Annotated in this window: 19 protein-coding genes; all 19 read right to left on the bottom strand. The window is 63.2% G+C overall.

Features of this window, described 5'->3' with window-relative positions; all coding sequences use genetic code 11:
* Nucleotides 1–493: 493 nt before the first annotated feature.
* Nucleotides 494–769, bottom strand: a complete 276-nt coding sequence (locus tag AC4FWB_RS31425; protein WP_491030110.1) for a DUF1467 family protein — start codon at nt 767–769, stop codon at nt 494–496.
* Nucleotides 766–1,170, bottom strand: coding sequence for a methylmalonyl-CoA epimerase (mce, locus tag AC4FWB_RS31420; protein ID WP_491030109.1), 405 nt, complete (start codon nt 1,168–1,170; stop codon nt 766–768). The genes AC4FWB_RS31425 and mce overlap by 4 nt, the downstream gene beginning before the upstream one ends.
* Nucleotides 1,171–1,274: 104 nt before the next feature.
* Complete coding sequence (locus tag AC4FWB_RS31415) at nt 1,275–2,945, bottom strand: ribonuclease J (protein ID WP_491030108.1); 1,671 nt, start codon at nt 2,943–2,945, stop codon at nt 1,275–1,277.
* Nucleotides 2,946–3,041: 96 nt separating this feature from the next.
* Nucleotides 3,042–3,863, bottom strand: a complete 822-nt coding sequence (locus tag AC4FWB_RS31410; RefSeq protein ID WP_491030107.1) for a biotin--[acetyl-CoA-carboxylase] ligase — start codon at nt 3,861–3,863, stop codon at nt 3,042–3,044.
* Nucleotides 3,864–3,867: 4 nt separating this feature from the next.
* The gene (gene nuoN, locus AC4FWB_RS31405; protein ID WP_491030106.1) at nt 3,868–5,304 is read right to left on the bottom strand and encodes an NADH-quinone oxidoreductase subunit NuoN; all 1,437 of its coding nucleotides are present in this window, start codon (nt 5,302–5,304) and stop codon (nt 3,868–3,870) included.
* Nucleotides 5,305–5,316: 12 nt separating this feature from the next.
* Nucleotides 5,317–6,822, bottom strand: a complete 1,506-nt coding sequence (locus tag AC4FWB_RS31400) for an NADH-quinone oxidoreductase subunit M (RefSeq protein WP_491030105.1) — start codon at nt 6,820–6,822, stop codon at nt 5,317–5,319.
* Nucleotides 6,822–8,795 carry an NADH-quinone oxidoreductase subunit L gene (nuoL, locus tag AC4FWB_RS31395; protein WP_491030104.1) on the bottom strand — a complete coding sequence of 658 codons (1,974 nt, stop codon included), beginning with the start codon at nt 8,793–8,795 and terminating at the stop codon, nt 6,822–6,824. The genes AC4FWB_RS31400 and nuoL overlap by 1 nt, the downstream gene beginning before the upstream one ends.
* 11 nt (nt 8,796–8,806) lie before the next feature.
* Nucleotides 8,807–9,115 (bottom strand): NADH-quinone oxidoreductase subunit NuoK, encoded by a 309-nt coding sequence (gene nuoK / locus AC4FWB_RS31390; RefSeq protein WP_066998791.1) that lies wholly within the window; start codon nt 9,113–9,115, stop codon nt 8,807–8,809.
* 1 nt (nt 9,116) lies between these two features.
* Complete coding sequence (locus tag AC4FWB_RS31385; protein ID WP_491030103.1) at nt 9,117–9,737, bottom strand: NADH-quinone oxidoreductase subunit J; 621 nt, start codon at nt 9,735–9,737, stop codon at nt 9,117–9,119.
* Between the two features lie 236 nt (nt 9,738–9,973).
* Nucleotides 9,974–10,465 (bottom strand): NADH-quinone oxidoreductase subunit NuoI, encoded by a 492-nt coding sequence (gene nuoI, locus AC4FWB_RS31380; protein ID WP_059185258.1) that lies wholly within the window; start codon nt 10,463–10,465, stop codon nt 9,974–9,976.
* The gene (nuoH, locus tag AC4FWB_RS31375) at nt 10,465–11,508 is read right to left on the bottom strand and encodes an NADH-quinone oxidoreductase subunit NuoH (protein WP_126099547.1); all 1,044 of its coding nucleotides are present in this window, start codon (nt 11,506–11,508) and stop codon (nt 10,465–10,467) included. The genes nuoI and nuoH overlap by 1 nt, the downstream gene beginning before the upstream one ends.
* Before the next feature lie 2 nt (nt 11,509–11,510).
* Nucleotides 11,511–13,592: an NADH-quinone oxidoreductase subunit NuoG gene (gene nuoG, locus AC4FWB_RS31370; RefSeq protein ID WP_491030102.1), complete on the bottom strand. Its 2,082-nt coding sequence runs from the start codon at nt 13,590–13,592 to the stop codon at nt 11,511–11,513.
* A gap of 73 nt (nt 13,593–13,665) precedes the next feature.
* Nucleotides 13,666–14,349, bottom strand: a complete 684-nt coding sequence (locus tag AC4FWB_RS31365) for a helix-hairpin-helix domain-containing protein (RefSeq protein ID WP_491030101.1) — start codon at nt 14,347–14,349, stop codon at nt 13,666–13,668.
* A 76-nt stretch (nt 14,350–14,425) separates the two neighbouring features.
* A complete protein-coding gene (gene nuoF, locus AC4FWB_RS31360) occupies nt 14,426–15,730 on the bottom strand; it encodes an NADH-quinone oxidoreductase subunit NuoF (RefSeq protein ID WP_491030100.1) in 1,305 nt (434 codons plus the stop codon).
* 10 nt (nt 15,731–15,740) lie between these two features.
* Complete coding sequence (locus tag AC4FWB_RS31355; RefSeq protein ID WP_491030099.1) at nt 15,741–17,042, bottom strand: NADH-quinone oxidoreductase subunit E; 1,302 nt, start codon at nt 17,040–17,042, stop codon at nt 15,741–15,743.
* A gap of 1 nt (nt 17,043) precedes the next feature.
* The gene (locus AC4FWB_RS31350; RefSeq protein WP_491030098.1) at nt 17,044–18,234 is read right to left on the bottom strand and encodes an NADH-quinone oxidoreductase subunit D; all 1,191 of its coding nucleotides are present in this window, start codon (nt 18,232–18,234) and stop codon (nt 17,044–17,046) included.
* A 9-nt stretch (nt 18,235–18,243) separates the two neighbouring features.
* Nucleotides 18,244–18,849, bottom strand: coding sequence for an NADH-quinone oxidoreductase subunit C (locus AC4FWB_RS31345; RefSeq protein WP_491030097.1), 606 nt, complete (start codon nt 18,847–18,849; stop codon nt 18,244–18,246).
* Nucleotides 18,850–18,853: 4 nt separating this feature from the next.
* Nucleotides 18,854–19,435 carry a NuoB/complex I 20 kDa subunit family protein gene (locus AC4FWB_RS31340; RefSeq protein ID WP_013531090.1) on the bottom strand — a complete coding sequence of 194 codons (582 nt, stop codon included), beginning with the start codon at nt 19,433–19,435 and terminating at the stop codon, nt 18,854–18,856.
* Nucleotides 19,426–19,791 (bottom strand): NADH-quinone oxidoreductase subunit A, encoded by a 366-nt coding sequence (locus AC4FWB_RS31335; protein ID WP_491030096.1) that lies wholly within the window; start codon nt 19,789–19,791, stop codon nt 19,426–19,428. Before AC4FWB_RS31335 ends, AC4FWB_RS31340 begins: the two co-directional genes overlap by 10 nt.
* Nucleotides 19,792–20,091: the final 300 nt, after the last annotated feature.

Raw genomic sequence — 20,091 nt, 5'->3', positions numbered from 1 at the left:
AAACCCGAGCATCCCAAAGTGTTGGAGCCTTCTGCACCTTACCAAAAATGCGTGTCCAGCCCGCAAAATGCCGTTTACGTCAATTTGATCGATTCACAAGCAAGCCCTGCTCCACTATTGTGCAGTGCAGCACGATATTGCCCGTTTGGAGGCAAAATTCTTCGTGACATTTTCACCTGCCTTGGTCTAGTGTGCCCCGATAACCGAGAGGGCGGAAAAAAATCTGCTCTCCTACGCGGTCAAAGTCTTGGGAGGATGCGATCTAGGCGCGGTAACTCGCTGCCGCCGGACACCGGAAACGGATCGGACGCGTTTAAATTGCAAGGCCTCGTGCCTTGCATTTTTTTTGTGCAATCATCTGCTTAGCCCGACAAGCTGCCAAACGGCATTACGCTGCATCAGCGTTTGAAATCGGAAGCCGGCTTCCGATTTCAACCAAAACGCGCGTTCTCAGTTCAATACTTGCGGAGACTGCGCAGGACTTTAGCGGCTGTCACTTATGACTAAAGTCCGGGATGATGTGTGGGATCTCATCGAAGCCGAAGCCCAGCCCTCGCGTCAGGCCGTAGAAAATGCCCATGACGATTGCGGTGACGATCGTCGTGCGGATTACCGCACGCAGCATATGCGGCCCGCGTGGCGCGCTCGAAACCGTTCCCAGTGTCACGTCCTTGTCCTCGTCCTGCGTGCGCAGGCTGAACGGCAGCACGACAAACAACACCAGCCACCAGGTGACGAAGAACAGCGCTACAAACGAAACCCAGTTCATGCCTGCTCCAGTTCGATCAGCGTGCCGAAGAAATCCTTGGGGTGAAGGAACAGCACCGGCTTGCCATGCGCGCCGATCTTTGGACTGCCGTCGCCGAGCACGCGCGCGCCGCTCGCCTTGAGATGATCGCGCGCGGCGAGGATATCGTCGACCTCATAGCAGACGTGATGCATGCCGCCCGACGGATTCTTCTCCAGGAAGGCGGCGATCGGCGAGGCGTTGCCCAGCGGCTCCAGCAGTTCGATCTTGGTGTTGCCGACATCGACGAACACCACCGTCACGCCATGTTCCGGCAGCGCCTGCGGTTCGCTCAACCGCGCGCCCAGCGTATCGCGATAGGCCGCGGTCGCCGCGGCCAGATCCGGCACGGCAAGCGCGACATGGTTCAGGCGTCCGAGCATGCACAGCTCCGTGGGTAGTGAGTAGTCAGTAGTGAATGGTGAATGGTGACGATCCGAAGCGGTATTCACTATTCACTATTCACTATTCACTATTCACTACTCCCTCATCTCGTCACAAACACCGTCACCAGCGGCTTCTTGCCCCAGGCTTCGTTGGCGGCGCCGCGCACGGCACGGCGTACGGCCTCCTGCACCAGGTCGAGGTCTTTTCGGCGCTGGCGGGGGATCGAGTCCACCGCGCCGATTGCCGCATCGAGCATCCGGTCTTCCAGCGTTTCGCCGCTGGCGTCGGCCTCTGCGACACCGATCGCCACCAGATCAGGGTCGCCGGCAAGCTCATATTTGTCGTCGAGCACGACATTGACCGCGACATGGCCGGCGAAGGACAGCTTGCGCCGGTCGCGTATGCCCATCGCTTGGTCGGTGCCGATCAGGAACCCGTCCTTGTAGAGGCGGCCGAACGGCACCTGGTCGATGATCGTGGCGGGACCGGGCCAGAGCCTCAGCATGTCGCCGTCGCGCACCTGCGCCACCTGGCCGATGCCCGACATCGACATCAGCGAGCCCTGCGCCACCAGATGCGCCGCCTCGCCATGCACCGGCACGCCGATCTGCGGCCGCACCCATTCATACATCTTGCGCAATTCGCTGCGGCGCGGATGGCCGGAGACATGCACCAGCGCATCGCCGTCCTCGATGATCTTCATGCCGAGGTCGATCAGCCGGTTCTTGATCTCGAGGATCGCCTTCTCGTTGCCGGGAATGGTGCGCGAGGAAAACACGACCGTGTCGCCGGCCGTCAGCGCCACCGACTTCATCTCGTCGCGCGAGAGTTTCGCCAGTGCGGCCAGCGGCTCGCCCTGACTGCCGGTGCAGATGATCACCAGGTTTTCGCGCGGGATGAAGCCGTAATCCTCTTCAGTGATGAATTCCGGCAGGCCGTCCATGTAGCCGAGCTCGCCCGCGACATCGATGACACGCTTCAGCGAGCGGCCGAGCACCAGGCATTGCCGGCCGGCATCGCGCGCCGCCCTGGCGATCGAGACGATGCGCCCGACGTTTGAAGAGAAAGTGGTGACCGCGACGCGGCCCTTGGCGTTCTCGATGACGCCCTTGAGACCCTCGCCGACCGCCACTTCCGACGGCGAGTCCCCTTCCCTCAGCGCATTGGTGGAATCGCAGATCAGCGCCAGCACGCCCTTGTCGCCATAGGCGCGGAAGCGCGCCTCGTCGGTCTTCGGACCGATCGTCGGCGCCGGATCGATCTTCCAGTCGCCGGTGTGGATGACCGTGCCGGCCGGCGTGGTGATCGCCAGCGACATCGGCTCGGGGATGGAGTGCGCCACCGGAATGGCCTCGATCTCGAACGGCCCGATGGTGAACTTCTCGCCGGCCCGGTAGATCGACGCCGGGATCTTCGGCGCATTCTGCTCGCCCTGCCGCTTGGCCTCGAGCAGGCCTGCGGTGAACGGCGTCATCCAGACAGGCGCTTTGAGCTTCGGCCAGATGTCGAGCAGCGCGCCGTAGTGGTCCTCATGCGCATGGGTGATGACGATGCCGCGCAGGCCGTCGATATTCTCCTCGATGTAGCGCGTGTCGGGCAGGATGAGATCGACACCCGGATGCGCGGTATCGGGAAAGGTGACGCCGACATCGACGATGATCCACTCGCGCGCGTCGGCCGGCCCGTAGCCATAGAGGGCGAAGTTCATGCCGATCTCGCCGACGCCGCCGAGCGGCGCGAAGACGAGCTCGGCGTTTTCTCTATTCGCCATGAATTCTTTCCTTCCTGGCCGCCCAGGCCAAGCCACCAGCGCAATTCCAGGAAAAGTGTGTCTCGGTTTTCCGTCCGGAATTACGCAAAAACAAAACTATACCCGCGCCGAGGCGACCGCGCCGAAATGCACGTCGCCGGCCGCGATCGTCAAAACAGATCCGTCATCGTCGCGGATCACGAAACGGCAGTCCTCGTCAATGGTCTCGAAGACGCCGCGCACCACATTACCGTCAATTCTGACAGCAACCTCGCCGCCGAGCCCGGCTGCGCGCGCCAGCCAGCGCTTCCTGATGGCAGTCAGCCCGCGCCCGTCGTCCCACAATCTGAAATTCTCGCTCCAGGCATCCGACAGCGCCAGGAATAGCGTCTCTGCATCGCAATTGGCGCCCAGTGCCTTGAGCGATGTCGCCGGATACGGCAAATCCTGCGGGTAAGCCACGACATTGACGCCGATACCGACGGCGACGGCAAAGCGGCCGCCTTCGAGCATGGCCGACTCCAGCAGGATGCCTGCAAGCTTCGCGCCGGAGGCAAGCACGTCGTTCGGCCATTTCAGCTCGAAGCGATTGCGGCCTTCGCTGCCGCCGTCCAGAGCAACGGCAATCCGGCCTTGCTGGACGACGGCGTCGAGCGCGTCCGCCAGCGCGAGACCCGCGACGAAGCCGAGCGTCGCGGCAAGCCGCAGTTCACCATTGGGAACCAGGAGCAGCGTCGCCGCCAGGTTGCCTTCGGGCGTCGCCCAGGCGCGGCCGCGCCGCCCGCGCCCGCTTTCCTGCTTGTTCGAAACCACCCAGAGTTTTCCTGGATCGCCGGCCCGCGCATGGTCCAGCGCCAGCGCGTTGGTCGAGCCGACACTGTCATGGGCCTCGAGCCGGAACCCTTCCGACGCCGCGGTTGGAGCCAGCCGAAACGCCATCCCGTCAGAAGAAGGTTTTTGCGGCGGCTTCGGCATAGCTGCCGATCGGGCCGCCGATCAGCACGTAGAACAGCACGAAGGCGCCGCTGACGCCGAGCACGAGGCGCAACTCGCTGGCCATCGGCACGAAGCCGCCGACAGGCTCGTCGAACCACATGATCTTGATGATGCGCAGGTAATAGTAGGCGCCCACGACCGAGGCCAGCACGCCGATGATCGCCAGCGCATAGAGATGCGCGTTGATGGCGGCCAGGAACACGTACCACTTCCCCCAGAAGCCCGCGAGCGGCGGAATGCCGGCCAGCGAGAACATCAGGATGGTGAGGATGGTGGCCATGATCGGGTTGGTCGAAGCAAGGCCTGCGAGATCGCCGATCTGCTCGACATTGCCTTCCTTGCGGCGCATGGCGAGGATGAAGGCGAAGGTGCCGAGCGTCATCACCAGATAGATCAGCATATAGATCGCCACGCCGCGCACGCCGGCCTGGCTGTTGGCGGCAAGGCCGACCAGCGCGTAACCCATATGGCCGATCGAGGAATAGGCCATCAGGCGCTTGATGTTGGTCTGGCCGATGGCCGCGAAGGCGCCGAGCGTCATCGAGGCGATCGAGATGAAGACGACGATCTGCTGCCAGTCAGCGGCGATCGGCTTGAAGGCGCCCATGGTGACGCGCACGATCAGCGCCATCGCCGCCATCTTCGGCGCCGCGGCCAGGAAGGCGGTGATCGGCGTCGGCGCGCCTTCATAGACGTCCGGCGTCCACATATGGAACGGCACAGCCGAGATCTTGAAGGCAAGGCCGGCAAGCACGAAGACCAGGCCAAAGACGAGGCCGAGCTGCCGCTCGCCGCCGCCCAACGCCGTCGCGATCTCGTGGAAGCCGGTGTTGCCGGTGTAACCGTAGACCAGCGAGATGCCGTAGAGCAGCATGCCGGACGACAGCGCGCCGAGGACGAAATATTTGAGGCCCGCCTCGGTCGAGCGGAGATTGTCGCGGTTGATCGCCGCCAGCACATAGATCGCCAGCGACTGCAACTCGAGCCCGAGATAGAGCCCGATCATGCCGTTGGCCGAGATCATCAGCATCATGCCGAGCGTGCAGAGCACGATCAGCACCGGATATTCGAACTTGTCGAAATGCTCCTGCCGGGCAAAGCGCATCGACATCACGAGCGTCACCGCCGAGCCGATCAGCGCCAGCATCTTCATGAAGCGGCCGAAGGAATCCTGGACGAAGGCGCTGCCATAGGCAGAACCCTCACCGCCCGAGAAAGCCAGCCACAGGCCGGCGACGACAAGCACCACGACCGCAAGCCCGGTCACCGTCATCGTGTTATTCGAGCGCGAATAGGCGCCCACCATCAGTAGCGCCAGCGCGCCGATGGCGAGGATCAGCTCCGGCGTCGAGAGCGAAAGGCTGGAGAGAAGGTCCGGCGTCATAGTTTTCCCCAGTCAGTTCGCCGCCGCGGTCTGCGCGGAATTGATGGATGCGGTGACGTTGGTAACGAGCGCCTTTACCGACTGCGTCGTGGCGTCGAAGATCGGCGCCGGATAGACGCCGAAGAAGATGACCAGCGCCACCAGCGGGTAGATGATGACCTTCTCGCGCGTCGAGAGATCCAGCAGGTTCTTCAGGCTTTCCTTGGTCAGCGCGCCGAAGATCACGCGGCGGTAGAGCCAGAGAGCATAAGCCGCCGACAGGATCACGCCGGTGGCGGAGAAGAAGGCCACCCAGGTGTTGACCCGGAACACGCCGAGCATGGTCAGGAACTCGCCGACAAAGCCGCTGGTGCCCGGCAGGCCGACATTGGCCATCGTGAAGATCATGAACGCGGCGGCGTATTTCGGCATGTTGTTGACCAGACCGCCATAGGCGTCGATCTCGCGCGTGTGCATGCGGTCGTAGATGACGCCGACGCACAAGAACAGTGCGCCCGAGACGAGGCCGTGGCTGAGCATCTGGAACATCGCGCCCTGCACGCCTTCCTGGTTCATCGCGAAGATGCCCATGGTGACGAAGCCCATATGGGCGACCGACGAATAGGCGATCAGCTTCTTCATGTCCTCCTGCATCAGCGCCACCAGCGAGGTATAGATGATGGCAACGACGGAGAGCGTGAAGATCAGCGGCGCGAATGTCTCCGACGCCAGCGGGAACATCGGCAGCGAGAAGCGCAGGAAGCCGTATCCGCCCATCTTCAAGAGGATGGCGGCCAGGATGACCGAACCAGCAGTCGGCGCCTCAACGTGGGCATCGGGCAGCCAGGTGTGCACCGGCCACATCGGCATCTTCACCGCGAAGGAGGCGAAGAAGGCGAACCACAGCCAGGTCTGCATGCTGACCGGGAAGTTGTGCGTGAGCAACGCAGTGATGTCGGTCGTGCCCGACTGGAAGAACATCGCCATGATGGCGAGCAGCATCAGCACCGAGCCGGCGAGCGTATAGAGGAAGAACTTGAACGAGGCGTAGACGCGCCGCTTGCCGCCCCAGACACCGATGATGATGAACATCGGGATCAGGCCGCCCTCGAAGAAGACATAGAAGAGCACGATGTCGAGCGCGCAGAACACGCCGATCATCAGCGTCTCGAGGATCAGGAAGGCGATCATGTAAGCCTTGACCCGCTTCTCGATCGCCTCCCACGAGGCGAGGATGCAGAGCGGCATCAGGAAGGTCGTCAGGATGACGAACAGCATCGAGATGCCATCGACGCCCATATGGTAGGAAATGCCCGAATCCAGCCAGGCGTGTTTCTCGACGAACTGGAAGCCGGCCTGCGAATTGTCGAAGCCCTTCCAAATGAACAGCGAAACCACGAAGGTGAACGCCGTCGTGATGAAGGCGATCGAGCGGATGTTGCGGCGCGCGTTTTCGCTGTCGTCGCTGATCGGCAGAATGAGCAGAACACCAACCAGCGGCAGGAAGGTGACCAGCGAGAGGATTGGCCAGTCGGTCATCAGAGCATCATCCAGGTGACGAGAGCGGCCACGCCGATCAGCATGGCGAAAGCATAGTGGTAGAGGTAGCCGGTCTGCAGCTTGACGACCCGGTTGGTGACGTCGATGACGCGCGCCGAAATGCCATCGGGACCGAGCCCGTCGATGACGGCGCCGTCACCGGTCTTCCACAGGAACCTGCCGAGGCGTTTCGCCGGCCGCACGAACAGGAAGTCGTAGAGTTCGTCGAAATACCACTTGTTGAGCAGGAAGCCGTAGAGCAGGCGATGATTGGCGGCGACGCTTCGCGGCAGTTCCGGCGAGCGGATGTAGAACTTCCAGGCGACCGCGAAGCCGATGACCATGGCGATGAACGGCGCCAGTTCCACCCACAGCGGCAATTCGTGGATCTCGTGCAGGATGTGGTTTTCCGACAGCGTGAACAGCGACGCCTTCCAGAATTCGGCATAGCCCTCGCCGATGAAGGCGCCGTGGAAGACGATACCCGCAAACAGCGCGCCGGCGGCCAGCAGATAGAGCGGCACCAGCATCACCGGCGGCGATTCATGGACGTGGTGCATGACCTCGTGGCTCGCCCGCGGCTCGCCATGGAAGGTCATGAAGATCAGCCGCCAGGAATAGAAGCTGGTGAAGCAGGCCGCCACCACCAGGAGCACGAAGGCGGTGCCGGCAAACAGATTGTGGCTGGCAAACGCGCTTTCGATGATCGCGTCCTTGGAGAAGAAGCCGGCCGTGCCGATGACGGTCACGGGGATACCGACGCCGGTCAGCGCCAACGTGCCGACCACCATCATCCAGTAGGTCTTGGGAATGAGCGTCCTCAGCCCGCCCATGTTGCGCATGTCCTGCTCGTCGGAGACGGCGTGGATGACCGAGCCCGAGCCGAGGAACAGCAGCGCCTTGAAGAAGGCGTGTGTGAACAGGTGGAAGATCGCAGCGCCATAGGCGCCGACGCCGAGCGCCACGAACATGTAGCCGAGCTGCGAGCAGGTCGAATAGGCGATGACGCGCTTGATGTCGTTCTGGACGAGGCCGACGGTCGCCGCGAAGAAGGCGGTGAAGGCGCCGATGAAGGTCACGACGGTCAGCGCCGAATGCGACAGCTCGAACAGCGGCGACAGCCTCGCCAGCATGAACACGCCGGCCGTCACCATGGTCGCGGCATGGATCAGCGCCGAGACCGGCGTCGGGCCTTCCATGGCGTCGGGCAGCCAGGTGTGCAGCGGCACCTGCGCCGACTTGCCCATGGCGCCCATGAACAACAGCAGGCAGACCACGGTCAGCGCCGTATGCTTGTCCAGCGCGTGGCCGAGGAAGGTGAGCACGGCGGCGCCTTCCGGCGCACCTTCGGCCGGGAGGAAAGAGGCGGCATTGGCAAAGACGGTGCCGAGGTTGACCGAGCCGAACAGCACGAAGACGCCGAAAATGCCGAGCGCGAAGCCGAAGTCGCCGACGCGGTTGACGATGAAGGCCTTGATCGCGGCGGCATTGGCGGACGGTTTCTTGTACCAGAAGCCGATCAGCAGATAGGAGGCGAGGCCGACGCCTTCCCAGCCGAAGTACATCTGCACCAGATTGTCGGCCGTCACCAGCATCAGCATCGCGAAGGTGAACAGCGACAGATAGGCGAAGAAGCGCGGCCGGTCCGGATCGTGGTGCATGTAGCCGATCGAATAGATATGAACCAGCGCCGACACAGTGTTGACGACGACCAGCATCACGGCCGTGAGCGTGTCGATCCTCAGCGCCCAGGCGGCGTCGAGCCCGCCGGCCTGGATCCAGCGCAGCACCGGCACGATGAACACTTCGCCATGGCCGAAGCCGACGGTCAACAAGGCGATCCACGACAGCACTCCCGAGATCACCAGGAAGCCGGAGGTGATGTATTCGGATGCCTTGGCGCCGAGCGAATTGCCGAACAGGCCGACAATCAGGAAGCCGAGCAGCGGAAGGAAGACGATGGCCTGGTACATGGTTGTTCCCGTCAACCCTTCATCTGGTTCACGTCTTCGACCGCGATCGAGCCGCGGTTGCGGAAGAAGACGACAAGAATGGCAAGTCCGATCGCGGCTTCCGCCGCGGCGACCGTCAGCACGAACAGGGCGAACACCTGTCCGACGAGGTCATGCAGCGCCGCCGAGAAGGCGACGAAGTTGATGTTGACCGCAAGCAGGATCAGCTCGATCGACATCAGAATGACGATGATGTTGCGGCGGTTCAAAAAGATGCCGAACACGCCGAGCGTGAACAGGATCGCCGATACGGTCAGATAATGCGCGATGCCGACGACCATCTCAGATACCCTCGCCCGACTTGACCTTGCGGATTTCCATGCCTGTCGCCGCAGTGCGACCGACCTGGGCGGCGATCGACTGCCGCTTGACGCCTTCCTTGTGGCGCAGCGTCAAGACGATGGCGCCGATCATGGCGACCAGCAGCACGAGGCCGGCGATCTGGAAGTAGTAGAGGTAGTCCGTGTAGAGGATGTCGCCGAGCGCGGCCGTGTTGGAGCGTGTGGCGATATCCGGCGTTGCCTTCGCCACCGTCGGGGCAAGCTGCGGCGCAAAGCTGTAGCCGCCGAGCACGACGATCAGTTCCGCCGCCAAGATCAGCCCGACCAGCGCGCCGATCGGCGCATATTGCAGCGCGCCCTGCTTCATCTCGGCGAAGTCGACGTCGAGCATCATGACGACGAACAGGAACAGCACCATCACGGCGCCGACATAGACGACGAGCAGGATCAGGGCGAGGAATTCAGCGCCGGTCAGCAGGAACAGACCGGCGGCGTTGAAGAAGGTCAGGATCAGGAACAGCACGGAATGCACGGGGTTACGTGACGAAATGACCATGAAGGCCGACGCCACGGCAACAAAGGCGAAGAGGTAGAAAAAGACCGCCTCTAATCCACTCAGCATGGGTTCCCCCGGGTTCCTGTCGGATCGGACATTCATCCTCTCCGTTGTCTTAGGCTTCGCCCGCATCCGGGGCCGAAGCCGCGTTGTCCTAGCGCATGTTCCGATCGGGTTCAAAGACCCCGATCGAAAGAAACATGCGTCACTCTTTCATTCCGGAGAATGATCGGCCGAAAAGCCTGCAACTTTTCGGGATCATCCTCTGGACGAGGCCCTGTGCCCCGTCCATGCGTCAAATGTCAGCGATAGGGCGCGTCCAGCGCGATGTTGCGCGCAAGTTCCCGTTCCCAGCGATCGCCGTTCGCCAGCAGCTTTTCCTTGTTGTAGTAAAGCTCCTCGCGCGTCTCGGTCGCGAATTCGAAATTCGGCCCCTCGACGATGGCGTCGACCGGGCAGGCTTCCTGGCAGAAGCCGCAATAGATGCACTTCACCATATCGATGTCGTAGCGCACCGTGCGGCGCGTGCCGTCGTTGCGGCGCGGGCCGGCCTCGATGGTGATCGCCTGCGCCGGGCAGATCGCTTCGCAGAGCTTGCAGGCGATGCAGCGCTCCTCGCCGTTGGGATAGCGGCGCAGCGCATGCTCACCACGGAAGCGCGGGCTGGTCGGCCCCTTCTCATGCGGGTAGTTGATCGTCTCCTTCGGCGCGAAGAACTGGCGCATCGACAGGAAGAAGGCGCTGACGAAATCTTTCAGCAAAAGCGCCTTTGCGGCTTGGGCAAGAGCAGACATCACGCAAATCCCGTGATCTTGAGGAAGGCCGCAGTGGCGACGACCATGAACAGCGAGATCGGCAGGAAGACCTTCCAGCCCAGCCGCATCAACTGGTCGTAGCGGTAGCGCGGCACGAACGCCTTCACCATCGAGAACATGAAGAACACCAGGCAGACCTTGAGCACGAACCAGATCAGCCCAGGCACCCAGGTGAAGGGCGCGAAGTCGAACGGTGGCAGCCAACCGCCAAGGAAGAGGATGGTGGCCAACGCGCACATCAAGACGACGGCGACATACTCACCCAGGAAGAAGAGCAGGAACGGCGTCGACGAATATTCAACCATGTGGCCGGCGACCAGTTCCGATTCCGCTTCCACCAGGTCGAACGGCGGGCGGTTCGTCTCAGCCAGCGCCGAGATGAAGAACACGATGAACATCGGAAACAGCGACAGCCAGTGCCAGTCGAGGAAGGTGTTGGGCAGGCCGAGCCGCGTGCCCAGGCCATCCTGCTGCGCCAGCACGATGTCGGAGAGGTTGAGCGAGCCGACGGTGAGCAGCACAGTGACGATGACGAAGCCGATCGAGACTTCGTAGGACACCATCTGCGCAGCCGAGCGCAGCGCGCCGAGGAACGGGTATTTCGAGTTCGAGGCCCAGCCGCCCATGATCACGCCATAGACCTCGAGCGAGGAGATGGCGAAGACATAGAGGATGCCGACATTGATGTTGGCGATCGCCCAGCCTTGACTGACCGGGATGACGGCCCAGGCCGAGATCGCGAGCACCGCCGACACCAACGGCGCGAGCAGGAAGACGCCCTTATTGGCGCCGGACGGGATCACCGGTTCCTTGAAGACGAATTTCAACAGGTCGGCGAAGGCCTGCAGCGTGCCCCAGGGGCCGACGACATTCGGGCCGCGACGCAGTTGCACCGCCGCCCAGATCTTGCGGTCGGCATAAAGCACGTAAGCGACGAAGATCAGAAGAACGACGATCAGCACGACCGACTTCAACAGGATCAGCAGCGCCGGCAGCACGTAGAAGGAGAAGAAGGTGTCCATGCTTATTCCGCCGCCTGCTTGAAGCCGCTCTTGGCCAACGCCGAGCATTCAGCCATCACGGCCGAGGCCCGCGCGATCGGGTTGGTCAGATAGAAGTCCTTCACCGGCGAGGTGAAGGTGCCCTTGTTCAACCGCCCGCCGAGCTTCGCCGCCTTGGCGATCTCGTCGGCGCTGCCGGCCAGAACCTGGTCGATGCGGGCGAGATGCGGATATTCGCCATAGAGCTTGGCGCGCAGCTGAGCCAGCGAATCGAAGGGCAGCTTCTTGCCGAGCACATCCGACAGCGCCCTCACGATCGCCCAGTCCTCGCGCGCCTCGCCCGGAGCGAAGCCGGCGCGGTTGGTCTGCTGGACACGGCCTTCCGTGTTGACATAGGTGCCGGACTTTTCGGTGTAGGCGGCGGCCGGCAGGATGACGTTGGCGCGATGCGCGCCGGTATCGCCATGCGTGCCGATATAGACGACGAAGGCGCCGCCGGTTTTGGCCATGTCGATCTCGTCGGCGCCAAGCAGGAACAGCAGATCCGTCTCGCCGAGCATGCCAGAGACGTTCTTGCCGCCCTCACCCGGCACGAAGCCGACGTCGAGGCCGCCGACGCGGCCGGCGGCGTTGTGCAGCACCGCGAAGCCGTTCCAGTCCGCCGTCACGGCATCGATGGCCGTCGCGAGCTTGGCCGCTTGGCCGAGCACCGCCGCGCCGTCCGCACGTGCCAGCGCGCCCTGCCCGACGATGATCAGCGGATGCGTCGCCTTCTTCAGCACCTCGAAGAACTTGCCGTTGCCGTCGGCCAGGTCCTTCAAGGATTCAGGGCCGGCGCCGAGCAACTCGTAATCGTAGCGCGTGTCGCCGATCTCGCCGATGACGCCGACCGGCAGGTTGCCGACGCGCCAGCGCTTGCGGATTCGGGCGTTGAGCACCGAGGCCTCGAAGCGCGGATTGGCGCCGATGATCAGCACCGCATCGGCCTGCTCGATGCCCTCGATGGTCGGATTGAAGATGTAGCTGGCGCGGCCCAGCGACGGATCGAGCGCTGCGCCATCCTGGCGGCAGTCGATGTTCTTCGAACCGAGCGCACCCATCAGAAGCTTGAGCGCATAGATCTCCTCGACCGCGGCGAGGTCGCCGGCGATGGCGCCGATGCGCTCGGGTGCGGTCTTCGACACTTCATCCTTGATCGCAGCGAAGGCCTCCGCCCAGCTGGCCGGAACGAGCTTGCCGTTCTTGCGCACATACGGGCGATCAAGGCGCTGCGTGCGCAGGCCGTCCCAGATGAAGCGGGTTTTGTCGGAAATCCATTCCTCGTTCACCGCTTCGTTGACGCGCGGCAGGATCCGCATCACTTCACGACCGCGGCTATCGACGCGGATCGCCGAGCCGACGGCGTCCATGACGTCGATCGATTCCGTCTTGGTCAGCTCCCACGGCCGCGCCTGGAAGGCGAACGGCTTGGAGGTCAGCGCGCCGACCGGGCAGAGGTCGATGACGTTGCCCTGAAGTTCCGACGTCATCGCCTGTTCGAGATAGGTGGTGATCTCGGCGTCCTCGCCGCGGCCGATCAGGCCGAGCTCGGAAATGCCGGCAACTTCAGTGGTGAAACGGACGCAGCGCGTGCAGTGGATGCAGCGGTTCATCACCGTCTTGACGAGCGGGCCGATATACTTGTCTTCGACCGCACGCTTGTTCTCGTGATAGCGCGAGGAATCGACGCCGAAGGCCATCGCCTGATCCTGCAGGTCGCACTCGCCGCCCTGGTCGCAGATCGGGCAATCCAGCGGATGGTTGATCAGCAGGAACTCCATCACGCCTTCGCGGGCCTTCTTGACCATCGGCGTGTTGGTGAAGATTTCCGGCGGCTCGCCGTTCGGGCCGGGGCGCAGGTCGCGCACGCCCATGGCGCAGGAGGCCTGCGGCTTGGGCGGACCGCCCTTCACCTCGATCAGGCACATGCGGCAATTGCCGGCGATCGACAGCCGCTCGTGGAAGCAGAAGCGCGGCACTTCCGCGCCGGCGTCCTCCGCCGCCTGCAGCAGCGTGTAATGGTCGGGTACCGTGATCTCTTTCCCGTCGACCTTAAGCTTTGCCATTCGCCTCAAACCCTCGCGGATTTCCCGCAATCTCTCGTTCCGGACGCGACCGATGCCGCGTCCGGCATTTCATTCACTTACTCGCAGCCAGCGCCGCCGCTTGGGCAGTCCAGTCGTCGCGACCGATACGGCCGGCAAGCGACAGGTAGTCCTCGACCCAGGCGATCTCTTCCGACGTCCAGGCGGCGATCTGGCCATAGGTCCAGATGCCGAGGCCGTTCAGCACCTTCTCCAGCTTCGGCCCGATGCCCGAGATCGCCTTCAGGTCCGAAGGCCTCCCAGGCTTGTCGATCGCCTTGGGCTGCCTGAAATCTTCCGGCATCAGCCCGGTGGCAGCCGCTTCCGCGACCGTGTCGGCGCCTGTCGAGTCGAGCGCCTTCTCGGCCGTGGTCGCTGCAATGTCGGTCACGTCCCTGGCGAAGATCTGCGCCTCGGCAATCAGCGTCTCGGTCGCCTTTCGAGCCTTGGAGGAGTTGGCCGCGGCTTCAGTCTGCGCCTCGAGATCGTCGAAGAATGGCTGGAACATGCGCTGCGAGGCTTCGAACGCGCCGGTGAACGCGCCCATCCACATGCCGACAGCATGGTTGGCAAGACCGATGCCGAGCGCCGACATGGCCGCCGCGCCGGCGACCGGATGCGCCAAAAGGTTGACGGCGCCGGCCATCTCCTTCGGCATCATCTTGGTCAGGTCCTGGTTCATTTTCTCGAGTTGTTCCAAATCCAACATCAACGGGTAGGGTATCGAATACGTCGCCATAGACATCTCCTGGTCGTTTCTTCGTACGCCCCGCCCCTGCTTTTCCGTCCCGGGCAAATGCCCGTCTTCACAAATTCTATTCCGCCGCCACCATCACCGGTTCGACCCGGTGCGCGTTGCGCGAAAACTCGTCGATGCGGCGTTCCACCTCGCCGCGGAAGTGCCGCATCAGGCCCTGGATTGGCCAGGCCGCCGCGTCGCCCAGCGCGCAGATCGTGTGGCCCTCGACCTGCTTGGTGACGTCGAGCAGCATGTCGATCTCGCGCTTCTGCGCCTCGCCGCGCACCAGCCGCTCCATCACCCGCCACATCCAGCCGGTGCCTTCGCGGCATGGCGTGCACTGGCCGCAGCTCTCATGCTTGTAGAAATAGGACAGCCTGGCGATCGCCTTCACGACGTCGGTCGACTTGTCCATGACGATGACGGCCGCGGTCCCGAGGCCGGATTTGAGGTCGCGCAGCGCGTCGAAATCCATCGGCGCGTCGATGATCTGCTCGGCCGGCACCAAGGGCACGGACGCACCGCCCGGGATGACGGCGAGCAGATTGTCCCAGCCGCCGCGAATGCCGCCGCAATGCGTCTCGATCAACTCGCGGAACGGGATCGACATCGCCTCTTCGACGGTGCACGGATTGTTGACGTGGCCGGAGACGCAGAACAGCTTGGTGCCGGCATTGTTCGGCCGGCCGAAGGACGAGAACCAGGCAGCGCCTCGGCGCAGGATGGTCGGCGCCACCGCGATCGATTCGACGTTGTTGACGGTGGTCGGGCAGCCATAAAGGCCGACATTGGCCGGGAATGGCGGCTTCAGCCGCGGCTGGCCCTTCTTGCCTTCGAGGCTTTCGAGCAGCGCCGTCTCCTCGCCGCAGATATAGGCGCCGGCGCCATGGTGCATATAGACGTCGAAGTCGTAGCCGGACGTGTTGTTCTTGCCGATGAGCTTGGCTGCGTAAGCCTCGTCGATGGCCCGCTGCAGCGCCTCGCGCTCGCGGATGAACTCGCCGCGCACATAGATGTAGGCCGCGACCGCGCCCATGGCGAAGCCGGCGACCAGCGCGCCCTCGACCAGCGTGTGCGGATCGTTGCGCAGGATGTCGCGGTCCTTGCAGGTGCCCGGCTCGGATTCGTCGGCATTGATGACCAGATAGCTCGGCCGCCCGTCGCTCTGCTTGGGCATGAACGACCATTTGAGGCCCGTCGGGAAGCCGGCGCCGCCGCGGCCGCGCAGGCCCGACGCCTTCATCTCGTTGACGATCCAGTCGCGCCCCTTGGCGATGAGGCCGGGCGTGTCGTCCCAAATGCCGCGCGCCTGTGCTCCGGCCAGCGACTTGTCGAACAGGCCGTAGATGTTGGTGAAGATGCGGTCTTTGTCCTGAAGCATGGTTCGTCCCTCAGACCGGCTTCTTGCCAAAGACGCGGATGTATTCGGCGACGCCGCCCTTGGCGAGCGCCTTGGCCTGCTTCACCCAGTCGTCCCGCTCGATGCGGCCGCGGAAGCTGAGATAACCGTCGACCCATTCGCGCTCGGCTTTCTTCCACGCGGCGACCTGCGCGAAGGTGTAGATGCCCAGCGAATGCAAGGTGCTCTCGATCTTCGGTCCGACGCCCGAGATCAGCTTGAGATCGTCAACCGTTGCCGGGCGCTCGATGCCGGCCGGGCGATTCTTGTCCTCGAGCGAAGGCTTCGCCATTTTGGCGACAGGCTGCTTGGTTTCGGGCGACTTGAAGGCGGAAGCCGGTTCGGCCTTGATCGTCGGCCCGCTGCGCGGCTTCGAAACCCCTTCGACTTCCGGATCAGCCTGGTTGGCATTGGCGGCGGAATGGCGCGGCGCCCTGACGCTGGCCGCCTTCTCGGTGGCCGGCGAAACCTTGACTGGCGACGGCGTCCTCAGCGCCGGGCTGGTTTCGGGCGCATCCGTCTTCGGCTTGCTGGACTTCGAAGGCCCGACCGGGGTCGATGGCGCCGGCGTGGCGGGCGCCTGCGAGACGGCGGCGGCTGGCGCGGCTGCCGATGCAGCTGCCTCCCTGGCCGCCTTCGCCGCAGCCTTGGCTTCCTTCTCGCGAGTCGACTTCAGGATGGCCTTCTCGCTCTTCAGCGTCGTCAGCCCGGACGCCGGCTCCGAGCCCGTGCGGCCGTTCTGTGGTCCGGGCTTTACAGTGGCGCCCTTGCCGGCCTCATAAAGATCGATGATCTCGGCCAGCCGCTCCGGCGTCAGGTCTTCAAAAGTGTCCTTGAAGATCATGACCATCGGCGCGTTGACGCAGGCGCCGAGGCATTCGACCTCCTCCCACGACAGCGTGCCCTTGTCGTTGGTGTGGAACTGGTCGTGATGGATCTTCGACCGGCAAACATCCATCAGCGCTTCCGAGCCGCGCAACATGCAGGGCGTGGTGCCGCAGACCTGGATATGGGCCCGCGTGCCGACCGGATTGAGCTGGTATTGCGTGTAGAAGGTCGCGACCTCGAGGCCACGGATGCGCGGCATGCCGAGCATGTCGGAGATCGTCTCGATCGCCGCCTTGGTGACCCAGCCTTCCTGTTCCTGCGCCAGCATCAGCAAGGGGATGATGGCCGACTGCTCACGTCCCTTCGGATATTTGGCGATCCACTGCTTGGCCGCCGCCGTGTTCGCCTTGTTGAAGGCGAAGGAGGCTGGCTGGACGCTGGCATCTGCGAGACGGCGGACTGACATTTTAGCGATCGACCTCACCAAACACGATGTCGAGGGAGCCAAGCACGGCCGTGACGTCGGCCAGCATGTGGCCGCGACACAGGAAATCCATGGCCTGCAGATGCGCGAAGCCCGGCGCGCGCAGCTTGCAGCGATAGGGCTTGTTGGTGCCGTCGGAGACGAGATAGACGCCGAACTCGCCCTTGGGCGCCTCGACCGCCGCATAGACCTCGCCGGCCGGCACGCGATAGCCCTCGGTGTAGAGCTTGAAGTGGTGGATGAGCGCTTCCATCGAGCGCTTCATCGCCGCGCGCTTCGGCGGCACCACCTTGCCGTCGAGGTTCGACACCGGCCCGGCGCTTTCCTTGCCGAGCAGCAGATCGACGCACTGGCGCATGATCTTCGCCGACTGGCGCATCTCTTCCATGCGCACGAGGTAACGGTCGAAGCAGTCGCCGTTCTTGCCGACCGGGATGTCGAAATCCATCTCGGAGTAGCATTCATAAGGCTGCGCCTTGCGCAGGTCCCAGGCAGCGCCCGAGCCGCGCACCATGACGCCCGAGAAACCCCAAGCCCAGGCGTCGGCAAGCGAAACCGTGCCGATATCGACATTGCGCTGCTTGAAGATGCGATTGGGCGTGAGCAGCGCGTCGAGGTCGTCGATCGACCTCAGGAACGGATCGATCCACTTGCCGATATCCTCGATCAGCTTCTGCGGCAGGTCCTGGTGGACGCCGCCCGGCCGGAAATAGGCCGCGTGCATGCGCGATCCGGAGGCGCGCTCATAAAACACCATCAGCTTTTCGCGCTCGACGAAGCCCCACAGCGGCGGGGTCAGCGCGCCGACGTCCATCGCCTGCGTCGTCACATTGAGGATGTGCGACATGATGCGGCCCATTTCAGAATAGAGCACGCGGATCAGCTGGCCGCGCTTCGGCACCTCGATGCCGAGCAACCGCTCGGCTGCAAGCGCGAAGGCATGCTCCTGGTTCATCGGCGCGCAATAGTCGAGCCGGTCGAGATAAGGCACGGCCTGCAGGTAGGTCTTGGCCTCGATCAGTTTTTCCGTGCCGCGATGGAGCAGCCCGATATGCGGATCGACGCGGTCGACCACCTCGCCGTCGAGCTCAAGCACAAGGCGCAAAACGCCATGCGCCGCAGGATGCTGCGGACCGAAGTTGATGTTGAAGTTGCGGACGGAGGTTTCAGCCATTGTGGCGCCTCAATTTGCCTTCGCCTTCTCGTCGCCCGGCAGGACGTAATCCGTTCCCTCCCACGGGCTCAAAAAGTCGAAGTTTCTGAATTCCTGCTTCAATTCCACCGGCTCGTAGATCACGCGCTTGGCTTCGTCGTCGTAGCGCACCTCGACAAAACCGGTCAGCGGGAAATCCTTGCGCAGCGGATGCCCATCAAAGCCGTAGTCGGTGAGGATGCGCCGCAGATCCGGATGGTCGGAGAACAGCACGCCATAGAGATCGTAGGTCTCGCGCTCGTACCAGTCGGCGCCGGGATAGACAGCGGTCAGCGACGGCACCAGCGTTTCCTCGTCGGCCTGGACCTTGAGGCGGATGCGGACATTCTGCTTCGGCGACAACAGGTGGTAGACGACGTCGAAGCGCCTGGCGCGCGACGGATAGTCCGCGCCACAGACGTCGATGATCGAGATGAACTGGCAGCGCGCGTCGTCGCGCAGGAAGGTCGCCACCTCGATCAAATTGCCCGGCTCGACGGAAACCGTCAGCTCGCCATAGGCAAGCACGGCCTCGCCGATGCGGCCGGAGAGCTTCTCGCCGAGATAGGTGGAGAGTTCGTTCAACGCCAGGGTCATTGGCTCACCGTTCGATCGTGCCGGTGCGGCGGATCTTCTTCTGCAACAGAAGAATGCCGTAGAGCAGCGCTTCCGCGCTTGGCGGACAGCCGGGCACATAGATGTCGACCGGCACGATGCGGTCGCAGCCGCGAACCACCGAATAGGAATAGTGGTAGTAGCCGCCGCCATTGGCGCAAGAACCCATCGAGATGACGTAGCGCGGCTCCGGCATCTGGTCGTAGACCTTGCGCAGCGCCGGCGCCATCTTGTTGGTCAGCGTGCCGGCGACGATCATGATGTCGGACTGGCGCGGAGACGCGCGCGGCGCGACGCCGAAACGCTCGCTGTCGTAGCGCGGCATCGAGGTGTGGATCATCTCGACCGCGCAGCAGGCGAGGCCGAAGGTCATGAACATCAGCGAGCCGCTGCGCGCCCAGGTGATCAGCGCCTCGGTCGAAGTGACAAGGAAACCCTTGTCGGCCAGCTCATTGTTGATTTCGAGGAAGAAGGGATCGTCCTCCCCCACCGGCCTGCCGGTGTTGGGGTCGATGATGCCCTTGGGCTTCGGCGCGACGAGGGTGCCTGAACTGTCGTTCAATCCCATTCCAGCGCTCCTTTTTTCCATTCATAGGCAAAGCCGATGGTCAGCACCGCCAAAAACACCATCATCGACCAGAAGCCGAGCATGCCGACCTTCGAGAAGGACACCGCCCACGGGAACAGGAAGGCGACTTCGAGATCGAAGATGATGAACAGGATCGACACCAGGTAGAAACGGATATCGAACTTCATGCGGGCGTCGTCGAACGAGTTGAACCCGCATTCATAGGCGGAAAGCTTTTCCGGGTCGGGATTGCGGTAGGCCACCAGGAACGGCGCGACGATAAGCGCGAGACCGACGACCATCGCCACCGCGATGAAGAGGACGATGGGCAGGTACGAAGTCAGGAGTGCGCTCATGCGGCGACTTTCCTTTGGCGGGCCAGTTCACTTTGATTACAGCAAGGGACTCTAATGCGGAAGCGTGACAGTTTAACCCGCTGAACCGTTTTAAGGGCCCTATGCTGCGACGCGGCGAGGGTTAGCGCAGCGGTTCCAGCGACGCAAGTCAAACCTTGTTCAAAATCCGGGCCTGGACGCCATATCGAAAGAAACTGGTCCGATCCGCTCCTGTTTGATTTCCTTCACTTTTTACTCCACTTTTCTCTCCTGACATATCTCCCGCCATTTGCCTGCTAGCATGGCCGGAATCGCGAGCTG

It is taken from the genome of Mesorhizobium sp. LEGMi-168a, assembly GCF_058312955.1.
This window is presented reverse-complemented; position numbering and strand designations above follow the sequence as displayed.

Coding starts and splice junctions, on each gene's coding strand:
- nuoF (WP_491030100.1), bottom strand. CDS start 15,730: ATGCTTCAGGACAAAGACCGCATCTTCACCAACATCTACGGCCTGTTC.
- nuoK (WP_066998791.1), bottom strand. CDS start 9,115: ATGGTCGTCGGCATCGCGCATTATCTGACCGTATCGGCGATCCTGTTC.
- nuoG (WP_491030102.1), bottom strand. CDS start 13,592: ATGGCAAAGCTTAAGGTCGACGGGAAAGAGATCACGGTACCCGACCAT.
- nuoN (WP_491030106.1), bottom strand. CDS start 5,304: ATGACGCCGGACCTTCTCTCCAGCCTTTCGCTCTCGACGCCGGAGCTG.
- AC4FWB_RS31400 (WP_491030105.1), bottom strand. CDS start 6,822: ATGACCGACTGGCCAATCCTCTCGCTGGTCACCTTCCTGCCGCTGGTT.
- nuoH (WP_126099547.1), bottom strand. CDS start 11,508: ATGGACACCTTCTTCTCCTTCTACGTGCTGCCGGCGCTGCTGATCCTG.
- AC4FWB_RS31415 (WP_491030108.1), bottom strand. CDS start 2,945: ATGGCGAATAGAGAAAACGCCGAGCTCGTCTTCGCGCCGCTCGGCGGC.
- AC4FWB_RS31410 (WP_491030107.1), bottom strand. CDS start 3,863: ATGGCGTTTCGGCTGGCTCCAACCGCGGCGTCGGAAGGGTTCCGGCTC.
- AC4FWB_RS31350 (WP_491030098.1), bottom strand. CDS start 18,234: ATGGCTGAAACCTCCGTCCGCAACTTCAACATCAACTTCGGTCCGCAG.
- AC4FWB_RS31365 (WP_491030101.1), bottom strand. CDS start 14,349: ATGGCGACGTATTCGATACCCTACCCGTTGATGTTGGATTTGGAACAA.
- AC4FWB_RS31425 (WP_491030110.1), bottom strand. CDS start 769: ATGAACTGGGTTTCGTTTGTAGCGCTGTTCTTCGTCACCTGGTGGCTG.
- AC4FWB_RS31385 (WP_491030103.1), bottom strand. CDS start 9,737: ATGCTGAGTGGATTAGAGGCGGTCTTTTTCTACCTCTTCGCCTTTGTT.
- AC4FWB_RS31340 (WP_013531090.1), bottom strand. CDS start 19,435: ATGGGATTGAACGACAGTTCAGGCACCCTCGTCGCGCCGAAGCCCAAG.
- nuoI (WP_059185258.1), bottom strand. CDS start 10,465: ATGTCTGCTCTTGCCCAAGCCGCAAAGGCGCTTTTGCTGAAAGATTTC.
- nuoL (WP_491030104.1), bottom strand. CDS start 8,795: ATGTACCAGGCCATCGTCTTCCTTCCGCTGCTCGGCTTCCTGATTGTC.
- mce (WP_491030109.1), bottom strand. CDS start 1,170: ATGCTCGGACGCCTGAACCATGTCGCGCTTGCCGTGCCGGATCTGGCC.
- AC4FWB_RS31355 (WP_491030099.1), bottom strand. CDS start 17,042: ATGTCAGTCCGCCGTCTCGCAGATGCCAGCGTCCAGCCAGCCTCCTTC.
- AC4FWB_RS31335 (WP_491030096.1), bottom strand. CDS start 19,791: ATGAGCGCACTCCTGACTTCGTACCTGCCCATCGTCCTCTTCATCGCG.
- AC4FWB_RS31345 (WP_491030097.1), bottom strand. CDS start 18,849: ATGACCCTGGCGTTGAACGAACTCTCCACCTATCTCGGCGAGAAGCTC.